Annotated in this window: 20 protein-coding genes and 1 riboswitch; of the genes, 19 read left to right on the forward strand and 1 reads right to left on the reverse strand. The window is 47.3% G+C overall.

Annotation, left to right across the window (positions count from 1 at the left end; translation table 11 throughout):
- Positions 1-28: 28 nt before the first annotated feature.
- On the forward strand, positions 29-1,114 hold the full coding sequence (gene mutY / locus AC6RGY_RS10260) for an A/G-specific adenine glycosylase (RefSeq protein WP_499862647.1): 1,086 nt from the start codon (positions 29-31) through the stop codon (positions 1,112-1,114).
- On the opposite strand, the gene yfhS is transcribed toward mutY, so the two are convergent.
- On the reverse strand, positions 1,101-1,325 hold the full coding sequence (gene yfhS, locus AC6RGY_RS10265; protein ID WP_499862649.1) for a mother cell protein YfhS: 225 nt from the start codon (positions 1,323-1,325) through the stop codon (positions 1,101-1,103). The genes mutY and yfhS overlap by 14 nt on opposite strands.
- A gap of 62 nt (positions 1,326-1,387) precedes the next feature.
- Between yfhS and pabB the strand changes: the two genes are divergently transcribed.
- The 18 genes from pabB (at position 1,388) to purN (ending at position 22,279) form a co-directional block, all read left to right on the forward strand.
- On the forward strand, positions 1,388-2,830 hold the full coding sequence (pabB, locus tag AC6RGY_RS10270; protein WP_499862650.1) for an aminodeoxychorismate synthase component I: 1,443 nt from the start codon (positions 1,388-1,390) through the stop codon (positions 2,828-2,830).
- An 87-nt stretch (positions 2,831-2,917) separates the two neighbouring features.
- Positions 2,918-3,883, forward strand: a complete 966-nt coding sequence (gene uvsE, locus AC6RGY_RS10275) for a UV DNA damage repair endonuclease UvsE (RefSeq protein ID WP_499862653.1) — start codon at positions 2,918-2,920, stop codon at positions 3,881-3,883.
- Between the two features lie 41 nt (positions 3,884-3,924).
- Positions 3,925-4,617: a hypothetical protein gene (locus AC6RGY_RS10280; RefSeq protein WP_499862655.1), complete on the forward strand. Its 693-nt coding sequence runs from the start codon at positions 3,925-3,927 to the stop codon at positions 4,615-4,617.
- Positions 4,618-4,711: 94 nt separating this feature from the next.
- Positions 4,712-5,140, forward strand: coding sequence for a GNAT family N-acetyltransferase (locus tag AC6RGY_RS10285; protein WP_499862657.1), 429 nt, complete (start codon positions 4,712-4,714; stop codon positions 5,138-5,140).
- 109 nt (positions 5,141-5,249) lie between these two features.
- Entirely contained in the window at positions 5,250-6,539 is a 1,290-nt protein-coding gene (locus tag AC6RGY_RS10290; RefSeq protein WP_499862658.1) for a S8 family peptidase, read from the forward strand.
- 395 nt (positions 6,540-6,934) lie between these two features.
- The gene (locus AC6RGY_RS10295) at positions 6,935-8,041 is read left to right on the forward strand and encodes an imelysin family protein (protein ID WP_499862660.1); all 1,107 of its coding nucleotides are present in this window, start codon (positions 6,935-6,937) and stop codon (positions 8,039-8,041) included.
- Between the two features lie 28 nt (positions 8,042-8,069).
- Positions 8,070-10,421, forward strand: a complete 2,352-nt coding sequence (locus AC6RGY_RS10300; RefSeq protein WP_499862662.1) for an FTR1 family iron permease — start codon at positions 8,070-8,072, stop codon at positions 10,419-10,421.
- A 282-nt stretch (positions 10,422-10,703) separates the two neighbouring features.
- On the forward strand, positions 10,704-11,936 hold the full coding sequence (locus AC6RGY_RS10305) for a dicarboxylate/amino acid:cation symporter (protein WP_499862664.1): 1,233 nt from the start codon (positions 10,704-10,706) through the stop codon (positions 11,934-11,936).
- A gap of 205 nt (positions 11,937-12,141) precedes the next feature.
- Positions 12,142-12,243: riboswitch (purine riboswitch) on the forward strand.
- An 89-nt stretch (positions 12,244-12,332) separates the two neighbouring features.
- Positions 12,333-12,824 carry a 5-(carboxyamino)imidazole ribonucleotide mutase gene (gene purE, locus AC6RGY_RS10310; RefSeq protein ID WP_499862666.1) on the forward strand — a complete coding sequence of 164 codons (492 nt, stop codon included), beginning with the start codon at positions 12,333-12,335 and terminating at the stop codon, positions 12,822-12,824.
- Positions 12,821-13,987, forward strand: coding sequence for a 5-(carboxyamino)imidazole ribonucleotide synthase (gene purK, locus AC6RGY_RS10315; protein ID WP_499862669.1), 1,167 nt, complete (start codon positions 12,821-12,823; stop codon positions 13,985-13,987). Before purE ends, purK begins: the two co-directional genes overlap by 4 nt.
- A gap of 54 nt (positions 13,988-14,041) precedes the next feature.
- Positions 14,042-15,340, forward strand: a complete 1,299-nt coding sequence (gene purB, locus AC6RGY_RS10320) for an adenylosuccinate lyase (protein ID WP_499862672.1) — start codon at positions 14,042-14,044, stop codon at positions 15,338-15,340.
- Between the two features lie 25 nt (positions 15,341-15,365).
- Entirely contained in the window at positions 15,366-16,082 is a 717-nt protein-coding gene (purC, locus tag AC6RGY_RS10325) for a phosphoribosylaminoimidazolesuccinocarboxamide synthase (protein ID WP_499862674.1), read from the forward strand.
- Positions 16,079-16,345, forward strand: coding sequence for a phosphoribosylformylglycinamidine synthase subunit PurS (purS, locus tag AC6RGY_RS10330; protein WP_499862676.1), 267 nt, complete (start codon positions 16,079-16,081; stop codon positions 16,343-16,345). Before purC ends, purS begins: the two co-directional genes overlap by 4 nt.
- Complete coding sequence (purQ, locus tag AC6RGY_RS10335; RefSeq protein ID WP_499862678.1) at positions 16,330-17,013, forward strand: phosphoribosylformylglycinamidine synthase subunit PurQ; 684 nt, start codon at positions 16,330-16,332, stop codon at positions 17,011-17,013. The genes purS and purQ overlap by 16 nt, the downstream gene beginning before the upstream one ends.
- Complete coding sequence (gene purL / locus AC6RGY_RS10340; protein ID WP_499862680.1) at positions 17,006-19,270, forward strand: phosphoribosylformylglycinamidine synthase subunit PurL; 2,265 nt, start codon at positions 17,006-17,008, stop codon at positions 19,268-19,270. The genes purQ and purL overlap by 8 nt, the downstream gene beginning before the upstream one ends.
- Entirely contained in the window at positions 19,240-20,655 is a 1,416-nt protein-coding gene (gene purF, locus AC6RGY_RS10345; RefSeq protein WP_499862682.1) for an amidophosphoribosyltransferase, read from the forward strand. Before purL ends, purF begins: the two co-directional genes overlap by 31 nt.
- Positions 20,652-21,671 (forward strand): phosphoribosylformylglycinamidine cyclo-ligase, encoded by a 1,020-nt coding sequence (purM, locus tag AC6RGY_RS10350; RefSeq protein ID WP_499862685.1) that lies wholly within the window; start codon positions 20,652-20,654, stop codon positions 21,669-21,671. The genes purF and purM overlap by 4 nt, the downstream gene beginning before the upstream one ends.
- Positions 21,671-22,279, forward strand: coding sequence for a phosphoribosylglycinamide formyltransferase (gene purN, locus AC6RGY_RS10355; protein WP_499862687.1), 609 nt, complete (start codon positions 21,671-21,673; stop codon positions 22,277-22,279). The genes purM and purN overlap by 1 nt, the downstream gene beginning before the upstream one ends.
- Positions 22,280-22,331 lie beyond the last annotated feature (52 nt).

A 22,331-nucleotide genomic window follows, 5' to 3' on the forward strand; every position in this document is an offset into this window, starting at 1 on the left:
AAGAAGCGAAGGAGTTATTTCGTAGCATATGAGTCAGATAGCAAAAGAAATTCCACTAGATACAATACAAAATATCCAACAAGCGTTGTTGTCTTGGTATGACCAGGAGAAACGGGATCTTCCGTGGCGGGAAAATCAGGATGCCTACCGAATATGGGTATCTGAGATCATGTTGCAACAAACACGTGTCGATACCGTTATTCCCTACTTCGAACGGTTTCTACACAAATTTCCTACTATTGACGCGCTAGCAGAAGCGACAGATGATGAAGTGGTGAAAGCGTGGGAAGGGCTGGGGTATTACTCACGTGTGCGCAATTTGCATGCGGCTGTGAAGGAAGTGGCAGTAGAGTATGGAGGCAAGGTGCCGGACGATCTGAAGGCGATTTCTCGTTTGAAGGGTGTGGGTCCCTATACAGCGGGAGCGATTCTCAGTATTGCTTATAACCAGGCAGTGCCTGCGGTAGATGGAAACGTGATGCGGGTTTTCTCTCGCCTCTTCTCTCTCTATGATGATATTGCCAAAGTGAGTACGAGGCGGAAAATAGAGGAAATTGCAACACAGCTCATTCCTGAACGAGCAGGCGACTTTAACCAAGCCTTGATGGAACTGGGCGCGCTAATCTGTAGCCCAACCTCGCCCAAGTGCTTGTTTTGTCCACTACAAACAGAGTGCACCGCTTTTGCCAGTGGGATTGAGACGGAATTACCTGTAAAGAAGAAAACCAAACCTCCAACTCCCGTCCCTGTTGTGATGGCATGGCTCACCCGTGGTGAGCACATCATCATCGAAAAACGACCAGCTGAAGGTTTGTTAGCGGGAATGTGGGGATTGCCCACGATGGACCAGCAGAAGAATGAAACAGCGGAAGAGGCCCTTGCACGAGGGCTTACTTCATGGAAGTTGGACGGGGTGTTAGTAGGAGAAGTAGCTAACTTTACACATGTCTTTAGTCATCGTCGCTGGATGGTGACGGTGCTGGAAGTGGTTTTGACGGAGGAGACGGCCCTTCTTGATAACTGGGAATGGGGAGCGCGGGAGTCCCTTTCCCATTATGCTTTTCCTAAGGTGTATCAGAAAGCGCTGGATGCGCTGGGTGTTAATCGAACGTAACATGGGAGCCACGGTCCCAGGAGCTATCGGAAAATTGAAGTCCTCCCCGTCGTTCGATTTCATCTACTAACTGATGGTGAAGCTCAACCCCTTCTTGATTGATAAAGGGGGAGAGCTGTGCCATCACAAAATGGTGATAGGCTAGTTCCTCTAGTTCCCATTGATCAATGGGAAGGTCATTTAGCTCTTGTAAGTCACGACCCACATACATACTCGATCACCTCATAGATGGTAATTTTTCTTTTCTATTATGGAACAGAAAGGGGGATATTCATGCACATATGGACAGAAGAACTCTCGTTTCCTATCGAGATGGAGTCACTCTTTGCTGAAGTGTATAACAAACAGCCCTATGCTTTTTGGCTGGATGGGAATAGCTTGGATCAAGGGCGCTTTTCTTTTATGGGAGGCGACCCCTTTTTGGTTGTGGAAAGCTGGGGAGATCAGCATGATGTGAAGGATAGGAGAAGAGGCGAGATTCGCAGGAGACAAGGGGACCCGTTTCACCTTCTTCAAGAGATCATGGAGACTATGAGAGTCGATTCCATGGATCGTAGCCAGGCAGACATCCCCTTTCTAGCGGGTGGTGTTGGCTACATGGGTTATGAGCAAAAACAATTTGCAGAGCCCGTGAAAAATAGCGGGGAATGCTTGATCCCGGTTCCCGACGGTTGTTGGATGTTTGTGGACAAACTCCTCATCTGCGACCGCTTTTCAGGAAGGTGTTGGATTAGCAAATGGCAATTAGAAGGAGAGTCTGAAGAAAAGGCAGAAGCCGAGCTACGGAAATACAGAGAAGAGTTAATGGCCTACCATCTGAAACGGGCTAAGCCCTTTCGTTTACCAGATTTATCGTTACAGAAATGGGCAATGAAAGCCAACGTGATACCAGAGGAAACACCATCGTCCTATAGGCAAAAAATTGAGCAAATCCAATCATATATTGCTCGTGGAGATCTTTATCAAGCCTGTTTCACCTATCCGATGACAGCGCCACTCTATACCGATGGATGGCAATTGTATCGCGTTTTGCGCCGGATTAATCCAGCGCCTTTTTCAGCTTATCTAAAGATTAATGAGGTGGAAATCGCTTCGTCCTCTCCAGAAAGGTTGTTGCGCTTGACTCCGGATTACTTTCTTGAAAGCTCTCCTATCAAAGGAACGAGGCCACGCGGAAAAGGAGAACATGAGGATCAAGTGTTGCGCAAAGATCTAGCGACGCATACAAAAGATCGGGCAGAGAATGTAATGATCGTCGATCTTGTTCGACATGATATGGGGCAGGTGGCTACCACAGGCAGCGTATCCGTGCCTGAATTATTAGAGGTACATTCTTATGCGACCGTCCATCAACTTGTTTCAACAGTATGTGCGCAGTTGAAACCTGGCTTGAAAGAGATGGATGCTGTACGTGCGATCTTTCCAGGGGGATCAATGACAGGTGCGCCCAAAATTCGTGCCCTTGAAATCTTAGATGAACTAGAGCCATATAGACGCGGGATCTATGCGGGGGGGTTGGGGTTTTGGGATGTGCGTGGAGCAATGGATTTAAGTATGGTGATTCGTACCATCGTTTGTTACAGAAACCAAGCTACGTTTCATGTTGGTGGAGGAATTGTTGCCGATTCTAGCGCGGACGCAGAATATCACGAGACGGAGGACAAAGCTTTAGCATTGAAAGCGGCAATCGCCATTGCAAATGAATTGTTTGGGTAAAACTATGATTAGATGACAACTTCCCGGTATATACTAGTAATAAGGGTTGTTCGTGATGGCGATACAGAGAGAATAGGTGATTTAAGGATGATTGTCCGCTTTGGCTTTGTGGCGATGAGTATGCAAGTGAAAAATGCGTCCCCTTCTAAAACAATGACGGTGGCACAGTTTAAAAAGATTGCGGATCAGAGCGCAGGACTTCGAAAACTGGTGCGAATTGCTCGAGAAAATATCCAGAATACGAAGCGTCTTCTCTATCACTGTGTCGGACATGATATCCATTTCTATCGTCTTTCTTCTAAACTATTGCCACTAGCCGGTCACGAGTTGACGGCGGAACTGGATTATCTGTCACCACTTCAAGAGGATTTTGCCCAGCTAGGCGAAATCATTCGCAAAAACGATATTCGCACAGGTTTTCATCCTGATCACTTTACGGTACTCAATTCACCGAAGCAGGCAGTGATTGAGGTGTCCATAGCCGATCTCAAGCGGCACATCAGCATGTTGGAGGCAATGGGCTTAAACTCGAACTACAAATGTAACATTCATATAGGTGGCACGTATGGTAGTAAGGAAAAAGCTGGTCAACGTTTTATTGATCAATTTTCGTCATTAGATCAGCATGTACAAGAATTTATCTGTCTTGAAAATGATGATAAGACGTTTACCGCACGGGAGACATTAGAGATAGCGGAAGAAGTAGGTGTACCGATGGTGCTCGATATTCATCATTTTCGCGCGAATGGCGAGGGAGAATCGCTGGAAGAGTTATGGCCACGTATTGTTGCCACTTGGAAAGCAGAACATTTCCCTCCGAAAGTTCATCTATCGAGCCCTAAAAGTGAGGGTCAGTTCCGTTCTCATGCCGACTACGTGGATAAAGAGGATGCCATTTTGTTATTGGAAGGGGCAGCTCAAGTAACCGATCGGTTAGATGTCATGATTGAAGCAAAGAAGAAAGATGGGGCGTTGTTTCAATTGATGGAAGACTTAACAAAGCATCCGTCAGTAAAAATGATCGATGAAGCAACGATAGCTTGGCATGGTTAGGTATGGCAAGCGTTTAACAGATGGAGAGGAGGGGAAGGAAAATGAATAAGAGTCAACCTTCATTATACGCTTACTTTTCTATTTTCTCGATAACTTTAAATCTTTTGGCAGTCGTATTCTCGTATTTATTTTTAAGCAAAGCATTGCGCGGTTCTGACTTGGAGCGAATGGTCTATATATCAGAGAATCAGACGCTTGTGGTCGTTGGTTGGAGTGCATGGAGCGTGGCTACGCTGGTGATGGTGATCGTGCTCTTCATACTGATGAAGAGGCTGGATCCGATGTTTCGCTCGATTTCGCAACTGGCACTGCTCATTTGGGTGATCGGTGCGGTCGCTTGTCTCCTGTACAATATGATTCAGATGACGATTATTCCAGGTGTTTCTAAGCTCTTCATGCAAATGCCTTCCGTTGGATTGGCGCAGCACTTTGCTTCCTGGGATCAGTTGATGTCAGAGATGATGGGGTACTTTAGTAACACGGCTTATGCGGTTAGTGGATTGATGTATACAGGAGTTATGTTGCAATCGCGTTATTTATCGGAACGAAGCGCTTATGTCGCTGTATGTATATGGACGGCTTTATTGGTCGTAGTGGTCACTTCCCGCTGGATTGAAATGATGTTCCCCCTTCTCATCGGGAGTGCTTTTGTCCTCTTTATTCCGTGGGTACTTCTTGCACAAGAGCGTACAAATAAAAAGGAAATGATACTGACCAATCATGCTGTGGATTAGGAATGCACTTTAAGTAGGAGCAAATTGAAATGAAGAAGCATATCTAGTAAAATGTGAAGAGGATTTTAGCGTGCCAAGGAGGTACTCAAATAAGATGCGTCTGCGTTCTTTTCAATTATCCGATATTTACGCTGTTTCTACTATATGGGATTTAAATGCTGTACGTAGGGAAGAGAGTGAGACGTTAAAGGTGATGGCCAAGCAGCTAGCACATGATCGCGATCTAGTATTGGTAGCAGAAGAAGGAGAGCAAGTGATTGGGGCCATCGTAGGAACGATGGATGGAGGCACAGGATTTTTTTATTGCTTAGCTGTTCATCCTGATTTTCAAGGTCAAGGAATTGCGACACGCTTGACAAGTGAGTTGGAAGAACGCTTTCGAAGCAAGGGTGTACGTTCCATCTGGATCACTGTGGATGAGGGCACAGAGAAATTGGTGCCATTTTACCGCCATTTAGGGTTTGATAATACCTGTTCGACGCGCTTGGAGAAAGATATACTTACCTTTCCAAGAAATGCATAAACCTTTTACTTTATTCAGCCACCCGACTATTATGGGGATGGCCTTTATTTTTTGAAGGATTTTTACGAATTCATATCCAATTAAAATAATAAGCAAAGGGGGGATTGAAATGGGCCTGGGTAAGAAAGTTTGGTTTGAGGAAGCAGGCGTTCGTCTAGATCCTGGTTTGAGAGCACAACTGCTGAATCAGCGTCGTTACCGAAAGCCGGCAGATCATACTGTCCCAGTGATCATAAAGTTGTCCAAGAAAGGGGACCCAGCCGAAGTACGCAAGATCTGTCAGGGGAGTTCTTGTAATCGACTGGGTGAGGAATTACCATTGATCGAAGGGATTTCTGGTCAAATGGAGGCAGATACGATTCGACGCTTGACGGAACATGAAGCAGTGGATCGTATTTTTTATGATCGGGAAGTTACTGCTTTTCTCGATGTGGCTTCTAAGACTACAGGAGCGTATCAAGTGCGTCAACAAGAGTCATTGACGGGGAAAGGGGTTACCATTGCTATCATTGACACGGGTATTCATCCCCATGCGGATTTGATGGAGCCAAAATCCCGTTTGCTTGATTTTGTTGATTTGGTGAATAAAGAAAAAGAACCGTATGATGATCAAGGGCATGGAACGCATTGTGCAGGGGATGCAGCCGGCAATGGAACAGATTCAGAAGGATTGTATATCTCCCCCGCACCAGAGGCTAATCTAATTGGAATCAAAGTTCTGGACAAAAATGGGAGTGGCCGTCTATCAACGGTAATCAAGGGCGTTGAGTGGTGTGTCGAACATCGAGAACAGCACAACATCCGCGTCATTTCTATGTCATTAGGAGCACAGGCATTTGAATCGTATCGTAATGATCCACTGGCACAAGCAGTGGAGATTGCCTGGCATCATGGAATGGTTGTGTGTGCAGCAGCGGGCAATTCGGGGCCGTACCCTGGAACCATCAGTACACCAGGGATTGATCCGGTCATCATTACGGTGGGTTCAACAGATGATCTGGATACGCCTGCAAGAGACGATGATGAGAAGGCACCCTATTCTAGTCGCGGACCGACGATTGATTGGCTGGTTAAACCGGATGTGTATGCACCGGGCACCGATATTGTTTCTTTGTCTGCAGAGGGATCAACATTGGAGCAGCAACTTCCAGAGAATAGGGTAGGAGAAACGTATATCCGTCTCTCAGGAACTTCGATGGCCACACCGATCTGCGCGGGAATCGTCGCTTTGTTACTAGAAGCGAATCCACGTCTAAGTCCCAATGATGTCAAAGTCATCTTGAAGAGTACTGCTCAATATATGGAAGGAGATCAAGCAGGATACGTGGACGCAGAGACAGCTGTAGCGCTTGCACACAGGTATTTGTCTTTTCAAGAGCCCGTCATCTCAACAACGTAAACGTTGCAGTTATGGGGCTACTCGATAAGGGGAATATTTTGCAAAATCACTGCTTTGGGAAATCTCCTCGATCCTGTTGTTGGAAAGAGGAGATTTTCTGCAAAGGAGCTACTGTTTTCGCTCCTTTATCCTTCTTTTTTCTCAGCATCGATACAGTCACAGTGTGACACGATGATGTAAATAGGGGACGACACCTTTCCCTAATAGAGTGACCTTTATTAAGGATGACCAGAAGACCCATTTCATTAGCAATGGGTCTTCTGGTCATCCTTAATAAACCAGTTGACAGCAACTGGAGATACTCGATAAGATATATACGCAATGTTATTGAGAATGGTAATCATTATTGGTTAAGTAACAATTGGTATTCATTTCACGCAGAGGAGAGTTATTATATGCTTCATTTCACTACGAAATGGAAATCGGCAGTAATCGCATTTTTGACTGTCGCACTTGTATTGGGAGGCTGTGCTAAGGAAGCCGTGACGAATGAAGAGGTAAAGGAGAAAGAAGCGGAAGTAAATCATGAGTTAAGTGGTGTCAAATCTTTCTTGCTTGATCAGTCCAACTCATTACAAGAAGACACGGCAACTCTACAGAAAAGTATGGATCAGTATTATCAATTAGCAGAAGAATATAATTTCGACTATGAGAAACTTTGGGAAAATGAAGAAGGGAAAGTGAGTCAACTTATACAAGATGGTAAAGAAACCTTTATCCAAGCGAACTCTTCTTATGAGTTAATGGAAGGAGTTGTCGCTGGAGTTCCCAGTCTCGCTCATTTTGATATTGATTTGGATGCTGGGATTGCCGCTAGTGAGGGTTCAGAAGATGTCGTCTCATTTGATCTAAAACTTCCTGGTGGGAACGTATTATCGCAACCGGGTAACTACTTCTATTTAGCTGAAGGCTCTTTGTGGGGAACGGTTCCGGAATGGACAGCTTCAGGAATAGAAGCGGACATTAACGGGAACGGAGACGTTGAGTTTGGCGAGGTATTGCCTGATGCCAACCACATGAAAGGTGTGGCGGATGGATTTGCGGCGATGTCACAAGATCTCACCAAAGAGGCGAATAAGTGGCAACCGACCGAAAGTGAAGCATTTACCGCCTTGGTGGTCATGATTCCGACAATGGAAGAGTACTTTCAAGCTTGGAAAGAATCGCGCGCGATTAGTGGTGAAGAGGCGACATCTGATCAGTTTGTAGCGGTTTCGCGTTTGCAGGATATTACAGCCATTTTAAGCGGTTTAGTCATTGTCTATGAAAATGTCTACCCAATGATCGCAGCTGAAGATGAGGCCCAAGCAGAGCAAATCAAGACGGATCTCGCTAATTTGAAGGAGTATGTGAGTGAGATTTCGAATGATGAACAAGCAGGGAAGGAATTTGCACCAGAAGATGCTGATATCATGGGTTCTGAAGCACAACATCGGGCGACCACGATTGCTGGACAAATTACTCAGGCCGCAGCGAAGCTGGATATTGAGTTAGAAGAGTAATAGTTTTAGTTAAAAGGGGTTTGAAAGAGTGAGATATCGATTGGGTATGTGGGTTCTTATCGGCATGATCAGCCTCGGTTTCTTTCCTTCAACCGTAGGGGCCACGGAGGAAGATCCTGCCCAAAAGGCTGAGTTGATTCGCTCGATGTTGGTAGCGGAGCAACTAGCCTTATCGGACCAGAAAAATGGGAAAAGCCAAAATTTAGTTAAAGCGAAAGAGATGTATACGACTCAACTCAGCCCATACATAGAGAAAGTGAGTAAAGAGTCGCACGAACGAATTGCCTCCGCATTCGTGCAGGCGGAAGAGGCATGGCAAAAAGGAAATGAGCTGGATTTTGCCCATGCAAGGGCACAGATTTGGACGGGGCTCCTACAAGGTGGGGCAGAAGTGGTAGAAGCTGCAGTGGAGGCGCAGGATGCTGATACGGCGCGGGCGTGGTTAAGAATTCGCGAGTATCGCCCGACAACGCGTTACTCACGTCCCGATGCAGATGCAACCATGGCAGTGGAACAACTATCCGAAGAGAAGGATGTATCACTTGCCGAAGTGAAGCAATCCGTACATGCAGATTTATTGGATACGTATCAATTCAAGTTGGAAACGACTTTGCAACAAATATCGGATACAGTAGACAGAGGGTATATTATCCGTGGAAGTGAACAAGGTGCGCTCGTAGAGGGATACTACCTGATCCTAGCAGATTCTTATATCGATCAACAGGGTGAGAAGAAGCATCAGCAGTTACTTGAATCCTTTTCTTCTCTGAAGAAAAGGATTCAAGCGGGAGAGCCCATTGAATCCCTCCTGTCTGGTATCGAAGAGAAACTGGAAGGATTTCGAGCTGCACCACTAACACTGGAAGAAAAAATGCGGCGAACTGGACAATTTCAACGCTTTCTTACCTTGGTGTCGATTGAGTACGGACGCGGGGTAAGTGGCGACGAGGTGATGAAGGACTTTGAGATTATTGAAGCGATGACTTTCTGTGATGGTGCTGCTTCTGCTTTTGCTGACTTAGAAGATGAACTGATGAAGCGTAATGCTGAGAAGACCAAGCAGATCAGCAATCAGTTGGATCAACTGAAGCAACAGTTGGATGACACACATAAGCAAACGAAAGTTGTAGAATCCTCTGTGATCGAAGAAGAAGTACAGTTGACGCAATCGTTGTTAGAAGAAATTATACCAGCTGAATGGACGAAACGATCGACTTCTGGAGATTTTGATGAGATTTCTTCTGTACTGGATCAGATGGAATCGGCTGTCGCTCAAGAGCAGTACAATCTAGCGGAAACGGCACGCTTGGAAGCTTATGCGATATTGGATACCGGACCCGAAGCGAAATTGATTGCATTTGCCCCACAGTATATTTCTCCGTTAGAAAATTTATTTTGGTATGGAGAAGAAGAGAGCTATACAGGTTTAGCGAAGCTAATTCAAGATAAAGCTCCACTCACTGAGTTTAAAAAGACACATACCGAACTGGACCGTGTATTGAAAGAGTCACAGGAAGCGTTGGGTGGAACAAGCTCATCATCAGCTATTATTACCAACTCAGCTATCATTGTTTTTCGTGAAGGTTTAGAAGCGGTATTAATTATTGCTGCACTTATGGCGGGCTTTCAAAAAGCAGAGTACAGGCATTTGCGAGCACCGCTATGGTGGGGTGCTGGTGCATCCATTGTAGCGACTATTCTTACCTGGTTTTTAGCCCGGGGCATCTTAATGTCGCTTGCTCAGTTTGGAGAAAAGTTAGAAGCGGTTGTTTCACTCATTGCGGTGGTGCTACTTCTTCTGATTACCAATTGGTTCTTCCATAAATCGTATTGGACAGGATGGCTGAAAGGGTTCCAATCGAAGAAGTGGAGCATTGCAGGTAGTCAGATTGGACAGTGGGTTGGGATGGCTATGCTTGGTTTTGATAGCATCTATCGAGAAGGATTTGAAACAGTCCTCTTTTTACAAGCACTCGTTTTGGATGCGGGAACAGAGCCGGTACTATTAGGGGTAGTCATCGGAGCAACAGGTGTAAGTCTGATAGGGTTTGCTCTCTTTAAAATTCAGATGAAACTTCCCTATAAAAAAATGCTAGTGATCACAGGTGCCATGATCGTCAGTGTTTTGGTGACGATGGTAGGAAGCACTGTTCATGCCTTCCAGGTGGTAGGGTGGATGTTTATTCATCCGATTCGCGGATTGGAATTGCCATATTGGTCGGGCCTGTGGTTTGGTGTGTTCCCAACCTGGGAAGGAATCATACTCCAAGTATTCTCTGCGGTGTTTGTCGTAGGTAGTTATTTCCTTGCACGTTGGATAAATAAACGCAAAGATGAGGCGAAGCGCTTGGCACGTGCTGAAGCAGTGTCTGCAAGGTAGAAGTAAGCGTTAGAAGTAGCCCGTGCATGGGCTACTTTTTTTACATTATGGCGCATATAGTGTGAATACAGCCTACCCTGATGCAGTCAACATTTTTCATTGTAGAAAAATGAGCGTTCAAGCAGTGGGAAAAAGTAGAAAAAAGAAAAATCATGACATATTAATGAACATTTTTTGATCTTATGGTATAATGATGTCAGATTTTTCTCCTAATCTAGTATTTTAGGAAGTAGATTGATGGAGTCAGTCGGCTGATTTCTTATAAAGAGAGGAGTTACAAGGATGAGTTTAACAAAGAAGATCCTCATTGGGATTGGTTTAGGTCTTCTCACGGGTATCGTCTTAAATCTATTCTTACCGGATGTATTTACTGTACTAAATGACTACGTCTTCAATCCGGTCAGCGTGCTTTTCATCAAAGCGATCAAGATGATCGTGGTACCATTGGTCTTTTTCTCACTCGTATTAGGAGCTGCTGGGATTGCGGATCCAAAGAAGCTCGGGCGTATCGGTGGAAAAACCATTCTCCTGTATCTGGGGACAACAGCGGTAGCGATTACGATTGCTTTGCTCGTTGCCAATGTGATGCAACCTGGTAATACCGTCAGTTTGGGAGAGGCGGAAGCACCAGAAATTAATGAACCCCCTCCTGTCGTGGATACTCTCTTGAACATTGTGCCGGAGAATCCCTTGAACGCGATGGCAGAGGGTCAAATGTTACAAATCATTTTCTTTGCTCTTGCCTTTGGGATTGCGATGGCTTTCTTAGGAAGTAGAGTGGATACCATTCGTAAGATTGTCGATCAAGGAAATGAAATCATGTTGAAATTGGTCGATTTTCTCATGATTTTGGTGCCTTATGCTGCCTTCGCCTTGATCGCGCGTGCCATTGGTGAGGCAGGAATCGACCTCATCGGTGAAATGATCTGGTATATGTTGGCGGTGGTTATTGCACTGATCCTCCATGCGGTGATTACGTATAGCAGTCTGTTGGCGGTCTTTGCTAAAATGAATCCGTTTACATTCTTCAAAAAGGTAGCACCTGCGATGGAAGTTGCCTTTACAACCAGTAGTAGCGCAGCCACCTTACCAGTGACGATGGAACGAGCAGAAAAAGGCTTGAAGGTGCCTAAGTCAGTGAGTAGCTTTGTACTCCCGCTAGGGGCTACCATCAATATGGATGGTACAGCGATCATGCAAGGGGTAGCGGCGATGTTTATCGCCCAATTGTATGGTATTGACCTTAGCCTTGTGGATCAGCTGACCATTATTATGACGGCGACGCTCGCCTCCATTGGAACGGCGGCTGTACCAGGGGTGGGACTGATTACCCTCGCCATGGTATTGGAATCGGTAGGCTTGCCCGTTGCAGGTATTGCCGTCGTGATGGGTGTGGACCGTTTGCTTGATATGAGCCGAACCGCCATCAATATCACGGGAGACTCCATGGTTGCTGCTGTTGTGGCACGTGGAGAAGCGAAGCATGAGGAAAAGCTTGCGAAAAAGAGCGCATAGCATAATGGAATAACGTATATAGAAGGAGTAGGAAGGTATTACTAGCTTCCTCAATAGGAGATCGATCCCAAAATAGGGTTCGATCTCTTTTTACGAACGATAGAAGAAAATATAAATAGAAACGTTCGTATTTTGATTGACATGCACGGCAGCTCACGGTACACTGAGGGAGAAGAAAGCGGGAATACATTGATATAAGCAATATTGAACTAAATGTGGTTTTTCTCATATATGCCAAAGGATAGGGCTTGGGCGTTTCTACCTGGTAACCGTAAATTACCGGACTATGAGGAAAACCTGCCTTTCGGTATGTCCGATGCGCAGGTTTCCTTAGTGAAACCTGCGTCATCGGACATTTTTTATTCATGACTATGTTGGAGAAAGGTTGGATGGTCTATGTCGGCGGAGCCGCTCGTAGCGGTCATTATGGGAAGTACCTCAGACTGGCCTACTATGCAGAAAACATGTGAGGTACTACAAGAGCTAGAGATTGAGTACAAGAGCCAAGTTGTCTCGGCGCACCGAACCCCGGATGAAATGTTTCGGTTTGCAGAAGAAGCAACAACGAAAGGTTTTGAAGTGATTATCGCAGGTGCGGGGGGAGCGGCACATCTACCAGGAATGGTAGCAGCCAAAACCGTTCTTCCGGTGATCGGTGTTCCGATAAAATCGTCCAACCTTAGTGGCATGGACTCCTTATTATCGATAGTGCAAATGCCAGGCGGTGTTCCCGTCGCAACCGTCTCCATTGGTACGGCAGGAGCAACCAATGCGGGCTTACTGGCGGCTGAAATACTAGGGATAAAGTATCCTGAGATCCGCGAGCGCTTGCATCAGCGACGTGAAGACATACGACAAAACGTTTTGGAAGCGAGTGAGCTTTCGTGAAACCACTAACTAGAGGAAAGAAGATATTGCCTGGCCAGACGATTGGTATCATAGGTGGCGGACAATTAGGACGGATGATGATCCTCGAAGGCCGGAAGATGGGATATCGTTTTATCGTGTGGGACCCTCAGCCCAATGCGCCAGCAGCGCAAGTGGCTGATCAACAAATTCATGCACCATTTGATGATGAAGAGGCAGCAGAAGCATTGGCGCATGCGTGTGATCTTGTCACGTATGAGTTTGAGAATGTGGATCCTAGATGCCTACATTTATTAGAAAAAGAAGGTGTTATGCCACAGCCTCCTCATCTACTGGAACTTACCCGTCATCGCGTATTGGAAAAGCGAGCGTTAAAAGCGGCGGGTATCCCCGTCACGCCATTTCGAGTCGTCCGTAGTGAAAGCGAAGTGTTGAAGGCACTTGAAGAGCTTGGTACTCCATGTGTGATGAAGACTGCAACCGGTGGCTATGATGGGAAAGGTCAGCAACTTCTTCGGTCATCAGAAGATGGGAAGAGGGCATGGTCGTTCCTTTGCCAGCTGGATGAAGAGTTTGTCGTCGAGCAGTTTGTTCCCTTTGATTGTGAGTTATCGGTGGTGGTGGCACGTAATACACAAGGGGAGGTTCGTTCCTTTCCGTTGGCAGAAAATATTCACCGAAACCATATTCTTCACCAGACCATTGTGCCGGCACGAGTACCCGCATCGATTGCAGAAGAGGCGGAAAGGATAGCGAGGTTGGTCGTCGAGTCCTTACCGGTGATCGGTTTAATCGCTGTCGAGATGTTTCTCACGAAAGAGGGAAAAATCTTAGTCAATGAATTGGCACCACGCCCTCATAACTCTGGTCATTTCACTTACGATGCCTGTGTCACTTCCCAATTTGAACAACACTTGCGAGCGGTGTGTGGCCTCCCACTAGGAAGCCCTCGGTTGCTCTCCCCAGTGGTGATGGTCAATATATTGGGGCCAGATGTAGAGCCTCTGCTTAAGCGAATGGGGCAACTACCCGAGGAAATAAAAGTGCATCTGTATGGAAAAAAAGAAGCGAAGCCAGGAAGAAAAATGGGACATATTTGCCTGTTGGCCGAATCACTGGCTGAAGCACTTACCCAAGTGGAATCGCTCGAAATATGGGAGAAAGAGCGTGCCAATGCGTTATGATGGGGTTTCGCGCAAGGAATGGATACACGTACGAGTCAAAAGGGAGTGGAAAGTATGATTGAGCGCTATGCGCGGTCAGAGATGATAGAGATATGGAGCGAAGCCAGTCGCTTTCAGAGTTGGCTTGAAGTAGAGATTGCTGCCTGCGAAGCTTGGGCAGACTTAGGCGTTATTCCTCATGAAGAGGTCGAAAAGATCCGGTCTCATGCACAAATTGATGTCAATCGCATTCATGAGATTGAAGCAGAGACTAGGCATGATGTGGTCGCTTTTACCCGCGCAGTTGCAGAAACGCTCGGCGAGGAGTCAAAGTGGGTTCACTACGGACTAACATCGACGGATGTAGTTGATACTGCCTTGGCCTATACCCTAACGAAAGCGAACGACGTCTTACGTCAGGATATTGCTCACTTTATAGAGGTGTTGAAAGAGAAAGCCATCACCTACAAAGAGACGGTTATGATGGGGCGTACTCACGGTGTTCATGCTGAGCCAACCACCTTTGGCCTGAAGATGGTCTTGTGGTATGAAGAGATGAAGCGTCATCAAGAACGCTTTGAACGAGTAGCCGAAGGTATCCGCTTTGGCAAGATCTCTGGTGCAGTTGGAACCTATGCCAACATTGACCCTACAGTGGAAGAAAAGGTTTGTCATCGCTTAGGTCTTCAGCCTGCTCCGATCTCTACACAAACCCTGCAACGAGATCGACACGCTGACTACCTTAGTACGCTCGCGTTGATCGCTAGCTCCTTAGAGAAGTTTGCTGTGGAGATTCGTGGACTGCAAAAAAGTGAACTGCGTGAGGTAGAAGAAGCGTTTAAAAAAGGGCAGAAAGGCTCATCAGCCATGCCGCATAAACGGAACCCCGTGGGTTCGGAGAACATTAGTGGACTCTCTCGTGTCCTTCGTGGACATATGTTAACGGCATATGAAAACATCCCGTTGTGGCATGAGCGGGACATCTCACATTCCTCTGCCGAACGTATTATTCTGCCTGATGCGACGACGCTCCTGAATTACATGTTGCGCCGCTTTGCTACGATTGTAGAAGAGTTGACCGTCTTTCCGGAAAATATGAAGCGAAACATGGAGCGGACATATGGTCTCATCTACTCGCAACGGGTGCTTCTCACCTTGATAGATAAAGGACTAAAGCGTGAAGAAGCATATGACCGGGTACAGCAGTTGGCAATGAAAGCGTGGGAAGAACAGACGCCTTTCCAATCTCTGGTGGAAAGGGATGAACGGATTCAACAAATTCTTTCCGCAGAGGAGATCCAAGCCTGTTTTGACTACCGGTATCACTTGCAACATGTGGATACGATTTTTGCGAGAGTCGGTCTGCTAGAGTAAGAGAAGCAGGAGAGGAGCGAGCACGATGGAGCGACGGGGACTGTTATACGAAGGAAAGGCCAAGCGAATTTATGAAACGGATCAACCGGGGCTAGTCTGGGTGTCATACAAAGATGAGGCAACGGCTTTTAATGGAGAGAAGAAGGAAAGCCTGCAAGGCAAAGGGGAGCTGAACAATCGTATCAGCAGCTTTTTCTTTCGATATCTAAAAGAGAAAGGAATCTCGAATCATTGGGTGAAAGAGATTTCTCCCACTGAGCAATTGGTGCAACGTGTAACCATTATCCCTTTGGAAGTGGTTGTTCGTAATCGGATTGCCGGTTCGCTAGCAAAGCGTCTTGGTTTACCGGAGGGAAAAGAACTTCCTTATCCTCTGATCGAGTTCTACTATAAAGATGATGACTTAGGAGATCCTCTGATTACAGAAGACCACATAGAAGTAATGGAATTGGCGGATGCAAAGCTGGTCTCCGAAATGAGATGGGAAGCGCTTAAAATCAATCGTGAGCTAATCCGTCTGCTAGTAGAAAACGGGATCGATCTCATTGATATGAAACTAGAATTTGGTTTGATAGAGGGAGAAAAACTGTTGCTAGCTGATGAGATTTCACCAGATACCTGTCGCTTTTGGGATCAAGAGACTGGAGAAAAACTGGATAAAGATCGTTTCCGGCGCGATATGGGGCAAGTGGTAGAGGGTTATCAGGAAGTGCTTAAACGAGTAGGAGGGGGAAACCGATGATGAAGGTGACCATTCATATACGATTGAAAGAAAGTGTATTGGATCCACAGGGGAATGCAACCAAAAACTCACTGCACTCGCTCGGTTTTGTACAAGTGGAAGAGGTACGCATGGGGAAGACAATCGAAGTCTGGTTAGAGACTGGCGACCGTGCTCAGGCGGAAGAGCAAGCGAAGATGATGTGTGAGAAATTGCTTGCCAACCCCGTGATCGAAGATTACACCTTTGATATCGAGGAGGAAGCTTCATGCGAGTCGCTGTAATTGTCTTTCCTGGGTCTAACTGTGATCAGGATTGTGTGCACGCTGTGGAAGATGTCATGGGTGTCTCGGTCGATCTCGTGTGGCATCAGCAGACGGACCTCTCTACTTATGATGTGATCATCTTGCCTGGTGGTTTCTCCTATGGTGACTACTTACGCACAGGAGCTCTTGCTCGTTTTTCCCCTGTGATGGAGGGTGTGCGTCAGGCAGCAGAAGCAGGTAAATGGATTGTGGGGATATGCAATGGCTTTCAAATCCTATTGGAAGCGGGATTGCTTCCCGGGGCGATGCGCATGAACGATCATCTCCAATTTCGCTGTGATCTTGTTCCTTTGCAAGTTGAGAATACGGCCCTTCCTTTTACACGTGCTTATACAGCCAAGGAAACCCCCTATGTACCCATCGCTCATCGTGAAGGCAACTACTATTGTGATGAACAAACGTTGGAACAGCTACAGAAAAAGAACCAAATTGTGTTTCGCTATCGGGCAGAAAATCCAAATGGTTCGATCGATCGCATTGCTGGAATTGTGAACGAACGAGGAAATGTACTCGGTATGATGCCCCATCCAGAACGGGCCGTACACGAGTGGATGGGTTCTACAGATGGACGGAAGATGTTTCAATCGATGCTGGAAGCGTGGAAGGAGCGTGAAGGAGTTGCCTAACCTAACCACCACTACAAAACAGGAACCGAATGCGGAAGAGATACGTACACAAGGTTTGTATCGAGAACTGGGACTGAGCGATCACGAGTACCAATTGGTTATTGGTCACTTGGGTAGAATCCCCAATTGGACAGAAGTAAGTGTCTATAGTGTAATGTGGTCGGAACATTGTAGCTATAAAAACTCAAAACCCCTTCTGCGCATGTTTCCTACCGATGGGCCCCACATTTTGCAAGGTCCGGGGGAAGGAGCGGGTGTCATTGATATTGGCGATGGAGAGGCTGTTGTGTTTAAGATTGAGAGTCATAACCATCCCTCGGCAATTGAGCCTTTCCAAGGTGCCGCTACGGGAGTAGGGGGCATCATTCGTGATGTCTTTTCCATGGGCGCTCGTCCCGTTGCCCTGCTTAATTCGCTCCGCTTCGGTTCGATTGAAGAACCGCGGATTCGTTACTTGTTGGAGCGGGTAGTAGAAGGGATCGCTCATTACGGAAATGTGATGGGAATTCCAACGGTTGGAGGAGAGACGGTCTTTGATGAATGTTACGCAGAAAACCCACTGGTGAATGCCATGTGTGTGGGGGTCTTAAAGCATGAAGATCTGCAAAAGGGTGTGGCCGTTGGGAAAGGAAACCCGGTGATTTACGTGGGTGCCAGTACCGGTCGAGATGGGATTCATGGGGCGACGTTTGCTTCGGAAGAGCTAAGTGATGCTTCGGAAGAGAAGCGACCAGCTGTACAAGTAGGAGACCCCTTTATGGAGAAGTTGCTGTTAGAGGCATGCTTGGAACTCGTAGAGGAAGGCATTTTATTGGGAATTCAAGATATGGGAGCAGCGGGACTAACCTGCTCCAGTGCGGAAATGGCGGCCAAAGGGGAAGCGGGTATGAAGCTGGACCTGGACCAAGTGCCGCAACGTGAATCAGGAATGTCGCCTTTTGAGATCTTACTTTCCGAGTCCCAAGAGAGGATGCTCTTGGTAGTCGAAGAGGGGAAGCAGGCACGAGTCAAAGAGGTGTTGGATAAATGGGGCCTTACTTCTGCCGTGGTAGGGCGCGTCACGGATGATGGGCGATATCGCGTCTATCATGAGGGGCAAGTGGTTGCCGATATTCCGGTCGATACCTTAGTAGACGAAGCCCCTGTTTATGAGCGCACGGGAGAAGAGCCTACTTATTACCGCGAACAGGCGAATGTTGAGCTTCCGCAAGAGATGTTGACCGCAAGTCCGGAAGAAGCACTAAAGCAGGTGCTAAATTCCCCTAATATAGCGAGTAAGAAGTGGATTTATCAGCAGTATGACCATACGGTTCGGGCGAGTACGGCGGTGAAGCCAGGTTCCGATGCAGCGGTGATTCGGCTACGTGGAAGTAACAAAGCGCTGGCCATGAGTACAGATGGCAATGGACGCTATGTTTATCTGGATCCGAAACAAGGTGGTGCGATCGCAGTAGCTGAAGCGGCACGCAATGTTGTCTGTTCCGGTGCAAAGCCACTTGGTGTGACGGATTGCCTCAACTTTGGGAATCCAGAAAAACCAAATATTTATTGGCAATTGGCACAAGCGATTGAGGGGATGAGTGCGGCTTGTCAGGAACTGAATACACCGGTCATCGGAGGCAATGTCAGTTTATATAATGAGAGTCGTGGCAAAGCGATTTATCCAACACCGGTGGTCGGAATGGTTGGACTATTGGAAGAGGCGAAACATACGACGACACTCAGTTTGAAGGAGTCGGGAGATCGACTATTGATCCTGGGAGAAACGTATGACGAGTTGGGTGGTAGTGTTTGGCAACAGGTATGTACAGGTGAAGTGGCGGGTCGTCCCCCCCACATGGACTTGGCGAAAGAGAGTCGTCTGCAGCAAATGGTGCTTACAGCGATCCAGTCAGGATGGATTTCTTCAGCGCATGACCTAGCTGAGGGTGGGTTTGCGGTGGCACTAGCAGAATCCTGTATGGCAGGGAATTTGGGCGTTGAAGTGGATGTGAAAACAGCACTTTCTCCACTCCGCTTTCTCTTTAGCGAAAGCCAATCACGGGTATTAATTAGTGCTTCTCCATCGGTGGTACAAGAGATCCATGCCTTGGCGGTACAAATGGACGTACCTTGCTCGGAGATTGGTATCGTAACAGGAAACGATATGCTCGTAAGGATGAACAGTGAGACTGTTATAAAAACAGAGGTTAGAGAGCTCACTCGCATTTGGGAAGGAGCGATACCATGCGCGATGAATGCATCTTCGACGAACTGAATGAGGAGTGCGGCGTTTTTGGAGTCATGGGACATGTAGATGCAGCTCACTTAACCTATTATGGCCTACATGCCCAACAACATCGTGGGCAAGAGAGTGCTGGGATCGTTACCAGCGAAAATGGGGATTTTCATGTCCATCGAGGGATGGGATTGGTTACGGAAGTGTTTAATGATACCGCCATGAATGAATTGACCGGCTCCATGGCGATTGGTCATGTGCGTTATTCGACTACCGGGGAAAGTTCGCTAATGAATGTGCAACCTTTGGTTTTCCGCCGTGGAGAAGGTCCCGTTGCTCTCGCCACCAATGGCAACTTGGTTAATGCAGAGCGTTTACGACAGGAACTAGAACGAAGCGGCTCCATCTTTCAGACTACGACAGATACCGAAGTGATTGCTCATCTGATTGCTCGTTCCACGAAGCCGCGCTTGGAAGATCGTGTGCAGGAAGCACTGAATCAATTGGTTGGGGCGTATGCGATGGTCATTATGTCGACAGATCAATTGATTGTGGCGCAAGACCCACACGCACTGCGTCCTCTTTCGATGGGGATGTTGGGGGATGCCTATGTGTTTGCTTCGGAAACGTGTGCATTTGATGCAGTGGGAGCCAGCTATGTACGAGAAGTTGGCCCAGGAGAAATGTTAATCGTCGATCGTACAGGACTGCGTGCAGAGCGGTTTGCTGCGGTTCAACGCCGTTCTGTCTGTTCATTTGAATACATTTATTTTGCCCGTCCCGATAGTGATATCGAAGGTGTGAATGTGCACCTTGCACGCAAACGGTTGGGACGACAATTGGCTGTAGAGGCTCCGGTTGAGGCGGATGTGGTGACAGGTGTGCCGGATTCTAGTACTTCGGCTGCCATCGGTTATGCGGAAACTGCGGGGATTCCGTATGAATTGGGTCTGATAAAAAATCGCTATGTCGGTCGAACCTTTATCCAACCCAGTCAGGAATTGCGGGAACAAGGCGTAAAGATGAAACTAAGCGCCGTACGCAAAGTGGTGGAAGGAAAACGAGTGGTCATGGTAGATGATTCCCTGGTTCGTGGAACGACAAGTCGTCGAATTGTACAGATGTTAAAGGAGGCAGGGGCGACGGAAGTGCATGTGCGTATCAGTTCTCCTCCTGTGCGCTACTCCTGTTTCTATGGCATTGATACAGCGGACCGAGAGCAGTTGATCGCGGCGAATCATACCGTAGAGGAGATTCGTGAAGTGATCGGGGCGGACTCTCTGCAATTTTTAAGCGAGCATAGTATGATTCAAGCGATTGGACGGGAGAGTAACGAGCCGAACTGCGGGCAGTGCTTAGCCTGTTTCAATGGGGAATATCCAACACAGATTGAGTCCATCTATGCGCTGGAGGGGAAACGATGAGCGAAGCATATAAAAGAGCGGGTGTGGACATTGATGCGGGCAATGAAGCGGTTCATCGGATGAAATCGCATGTAGCGCGTACCCTCCGTCCGGAAGTAATGGGAGGGATCGGTGGGTTTGGTGGTCTCTTTGATTTAGGTGGATGGCAACATCCTGTTCTTGTTTCTGCCACAGATGGTGTGGGAACGAAGTTGAAAGTGGCTTTTCAACTTGATCGCCATGACACGATCGGGATTGACTGCGTGGCGATGTGTGTGAACGATATTGTGGTGCAGGGGGCACAACCGCTCTTCTTTCTCGACTATTTAGCAACTGGTCATTTGGAACCCCAGCAAGCAGAGCAAGTGGTTAAAGGGATTGCCGATGGATGTGAGCAAGCTGGTTGTGCTCTCATCGGTGGAGAAACGGCGGAAATGCCAGGTATGTATGCGGACGGAGAGTATGATCTTGCCGGCTTTGCCGTGGGTGGAGTAGAACGAGCGGAGATTTGGACGGGCCAGTCCATTCAAGCAGGGGATGCGCTGATCGGGATTGCTTCTGCTGGACTTCACAGCAATGGCTACTCCCTCGCACGCAAGGTATTACTGGGCAATCATCCATCGCGTCTGGAGCACGAACCGGATTTAGGAGAGGAAATGTTACGTCCTACCCGCATTTATGTACGTTCTTTGCTTTCTCTACGGGAGTCCATAACGGTGAAAGGAGCGGCTCATATCACAGGTGGTGGCCTCATTGAAAACATTCCGCGGATGCTTCCTCTGGGGCATGGGGTAGAGGTGGACAGAGAAAGTTGGACGGTACCTGAAATCTTTACCCGTATTGAGAAGGAAGGTCAGATTTCACCAGAAGATATGTTGCGCACCTTTAACATGGGCATCGGTATGGTCCTTTGTGTACCCAGAGCGGAGGCGGAGGAAGCTTGTGCAAAACTGACGAACTTGGGTGAGCGTGCCTTCGTAATCGGACGAATTATCACAAGTGAGCAAGGGTTTCATTGGAAAGGTGGGACCAACTAATGGGGATTGCCGTATTTGCTTCCGGTAGTGGCTCCAACTTCGAATCCCTGGTGGAAGCATCTAAAAAGCAACAATGGGAACAGGAGATTAAGGTGTTGATCTGTGATCGTCCTGGAGCGGTTGCTACTCGTCGAGCCGAGCGACTGGGAATCCATGTGGAGGTGTTTTCCCCTAAACAATATTCCTCCAAAGAGGCGTACGAAGAAGCAATACTGGCGACTCTTCAACGATACCAAATAGAATGGTTAGTTTTAGCTGGCTACATGCGCTTGATTGGTCCCACCTTGCTTCATCCTTATTGGGGAAAAACGATCAACATCCACCCTTCACTGCTCCCAGCTTTTCCTGGGAAGGACGCCATCGGGCAGGCGTTGGCATGCGGTGTTCATTGGACGGGAGTCACCATTCATTTTGTAGATGAAGGTATGGACACGGGTCCGATCATTGCACAAGAGCCCATTCCGATTCTACCAGGGGAAGACCGTGAAACAGTTACAGCAAAAATACAGAAGGTGGAGCATCAACTCTATCCACAGACCATCCGCCATATAATCGAAGGGACCGAGACGAAGGCGGTGCGAACGAAGCTAGGGGCTTCTTATTCATGATGTAGGAAGTCCGCTTTTTACAACATGGGAGCATCAGGTTCTCGGAGACTTT

The organism is Mechercharimyces mesophilus, from assembly GCF_059818345.1.

What these genes read in the sequence shown, in the direction of transcription:
- mutY (WP_499862647.1), top strand. Translation starts at nt 29, where the DNA reads ATGAGTCAGATAGCAAAAGAAATTCCACTAGATACAATACAAAATATC.
- yfhS (WP_499862649.1), bottom strand. Translation starts at nt 1,325, where the DNA reads ATGTATGTGGGTCGTGACTTACAAGAGCTAAATGACCTTCCCATTGAT.
- pabB (WP_499862650.1), top strand. Translation starts at nt 1,388, where the DNA reads ATGCACATATGGACAGAAGAACTCTCGTTTCCTATCGAGATGGAGTCA.
- uvsE (WP_499862653.1), top strand. Translation starts at nt 2,918, where the DNA reads ATGATTGTCCGCTTTGGCTTTGTGGCGATGAGTATGCAAGTGAAAAAT.
- AC6RGY_RS10280 (WP_499862655.1), top strand. Translation starts at nt 3,925, where the DNA reads ATGAATAAGAGTCAACCTTCATTATACGCTTACTTTTCTATTTTCTCG.
- AC6RGY_RS10285 (WP_499862657.1), top strand. Translation starts at nt 4,712, where the DNA reads ATGCGTCTGCGTTCTTTTCAATTATCCGATATTTACGCTGTTTCTACT.
- AC6RGY_RS10290 (WP_499862658.1), top strand. Translation starts at nt 5,250, where the DNA reads ATGGGCCTGGGTAAGAAAGTTTGGTTTGAGGAAGCAGGCGTTCGTCTA.
- AC6RGY_RS10295 (WP_499862660.1), top strand. Translation starts at nt 6,935, where the DNA reads ATGCTTCATTTCACTACGAAATGGAAATCGGCAGTAATCGCATTTTTG.
- AC6RGY_RS10305 (WP_499862664.1), top strand. Translation starts at nt 10,704, where the DNA reads ATGAGTTTAACAAAGAAGATCCTCATTGGGATTGGTTTAGGTCTTCTC.
- purE (WP_499862666.1), top strand. Translation starts at nt 12,333, where the DNA reads ATGTCGGCGGAGCCGCTCGTAGCGGTCATTATGGGAAGTACCTCAGAC.
- purB (WP_499862672.1), top strand. Translation starts at nt 14,042, where the DNA reads ATGATTGAGCGCTATGCGCGGTCAGAGATGATAGAGATATGGAGCGAA.
- purC (WP_499862674.1), top strand. Translation starts at nt 15,366, where the DNA reads ATGGAGCGACGGGGACTGTTATACGAAGGAAAGGCCAAGCGAATTTAT.
- purS (WP_499862676.1), top strand. Translation starts at nt 16,079, where the DNA reads ATGATGAAGGTGACCATTCATATACGATTGAAAGAAAGTGTATTGGAT.
- purQ (WP_499862678.1), top strand. Translation starts at nt 16,330, where the DNA reads ATGCGAGTCGCTGTAATTGTCTTTCCTGGGTCTAACTGTGATCAGGAT.
- purF (WP_499862682.1), top strand. Translation starts at nt 19,240, where the DNA reads ATGCGCGATGAATGCATCTTCGACGAACTGAATGAGGAGTGCGGCGTT.
- purM (WP_499862685.1), top strand. Translation starts at nt 20,652, where the DNA reads ATGAGCGAAGCATATAAAAGAGCGGGTGTGGACATTGATGCGGGCAAT.
- purN (WP_499862687.1), top strand. Translation starts at nt 21,671, where the DNA reads ATGGGGATTGCCGTATTTGCTTCCGGTAGTGGCTCCAACTTCGAATCC.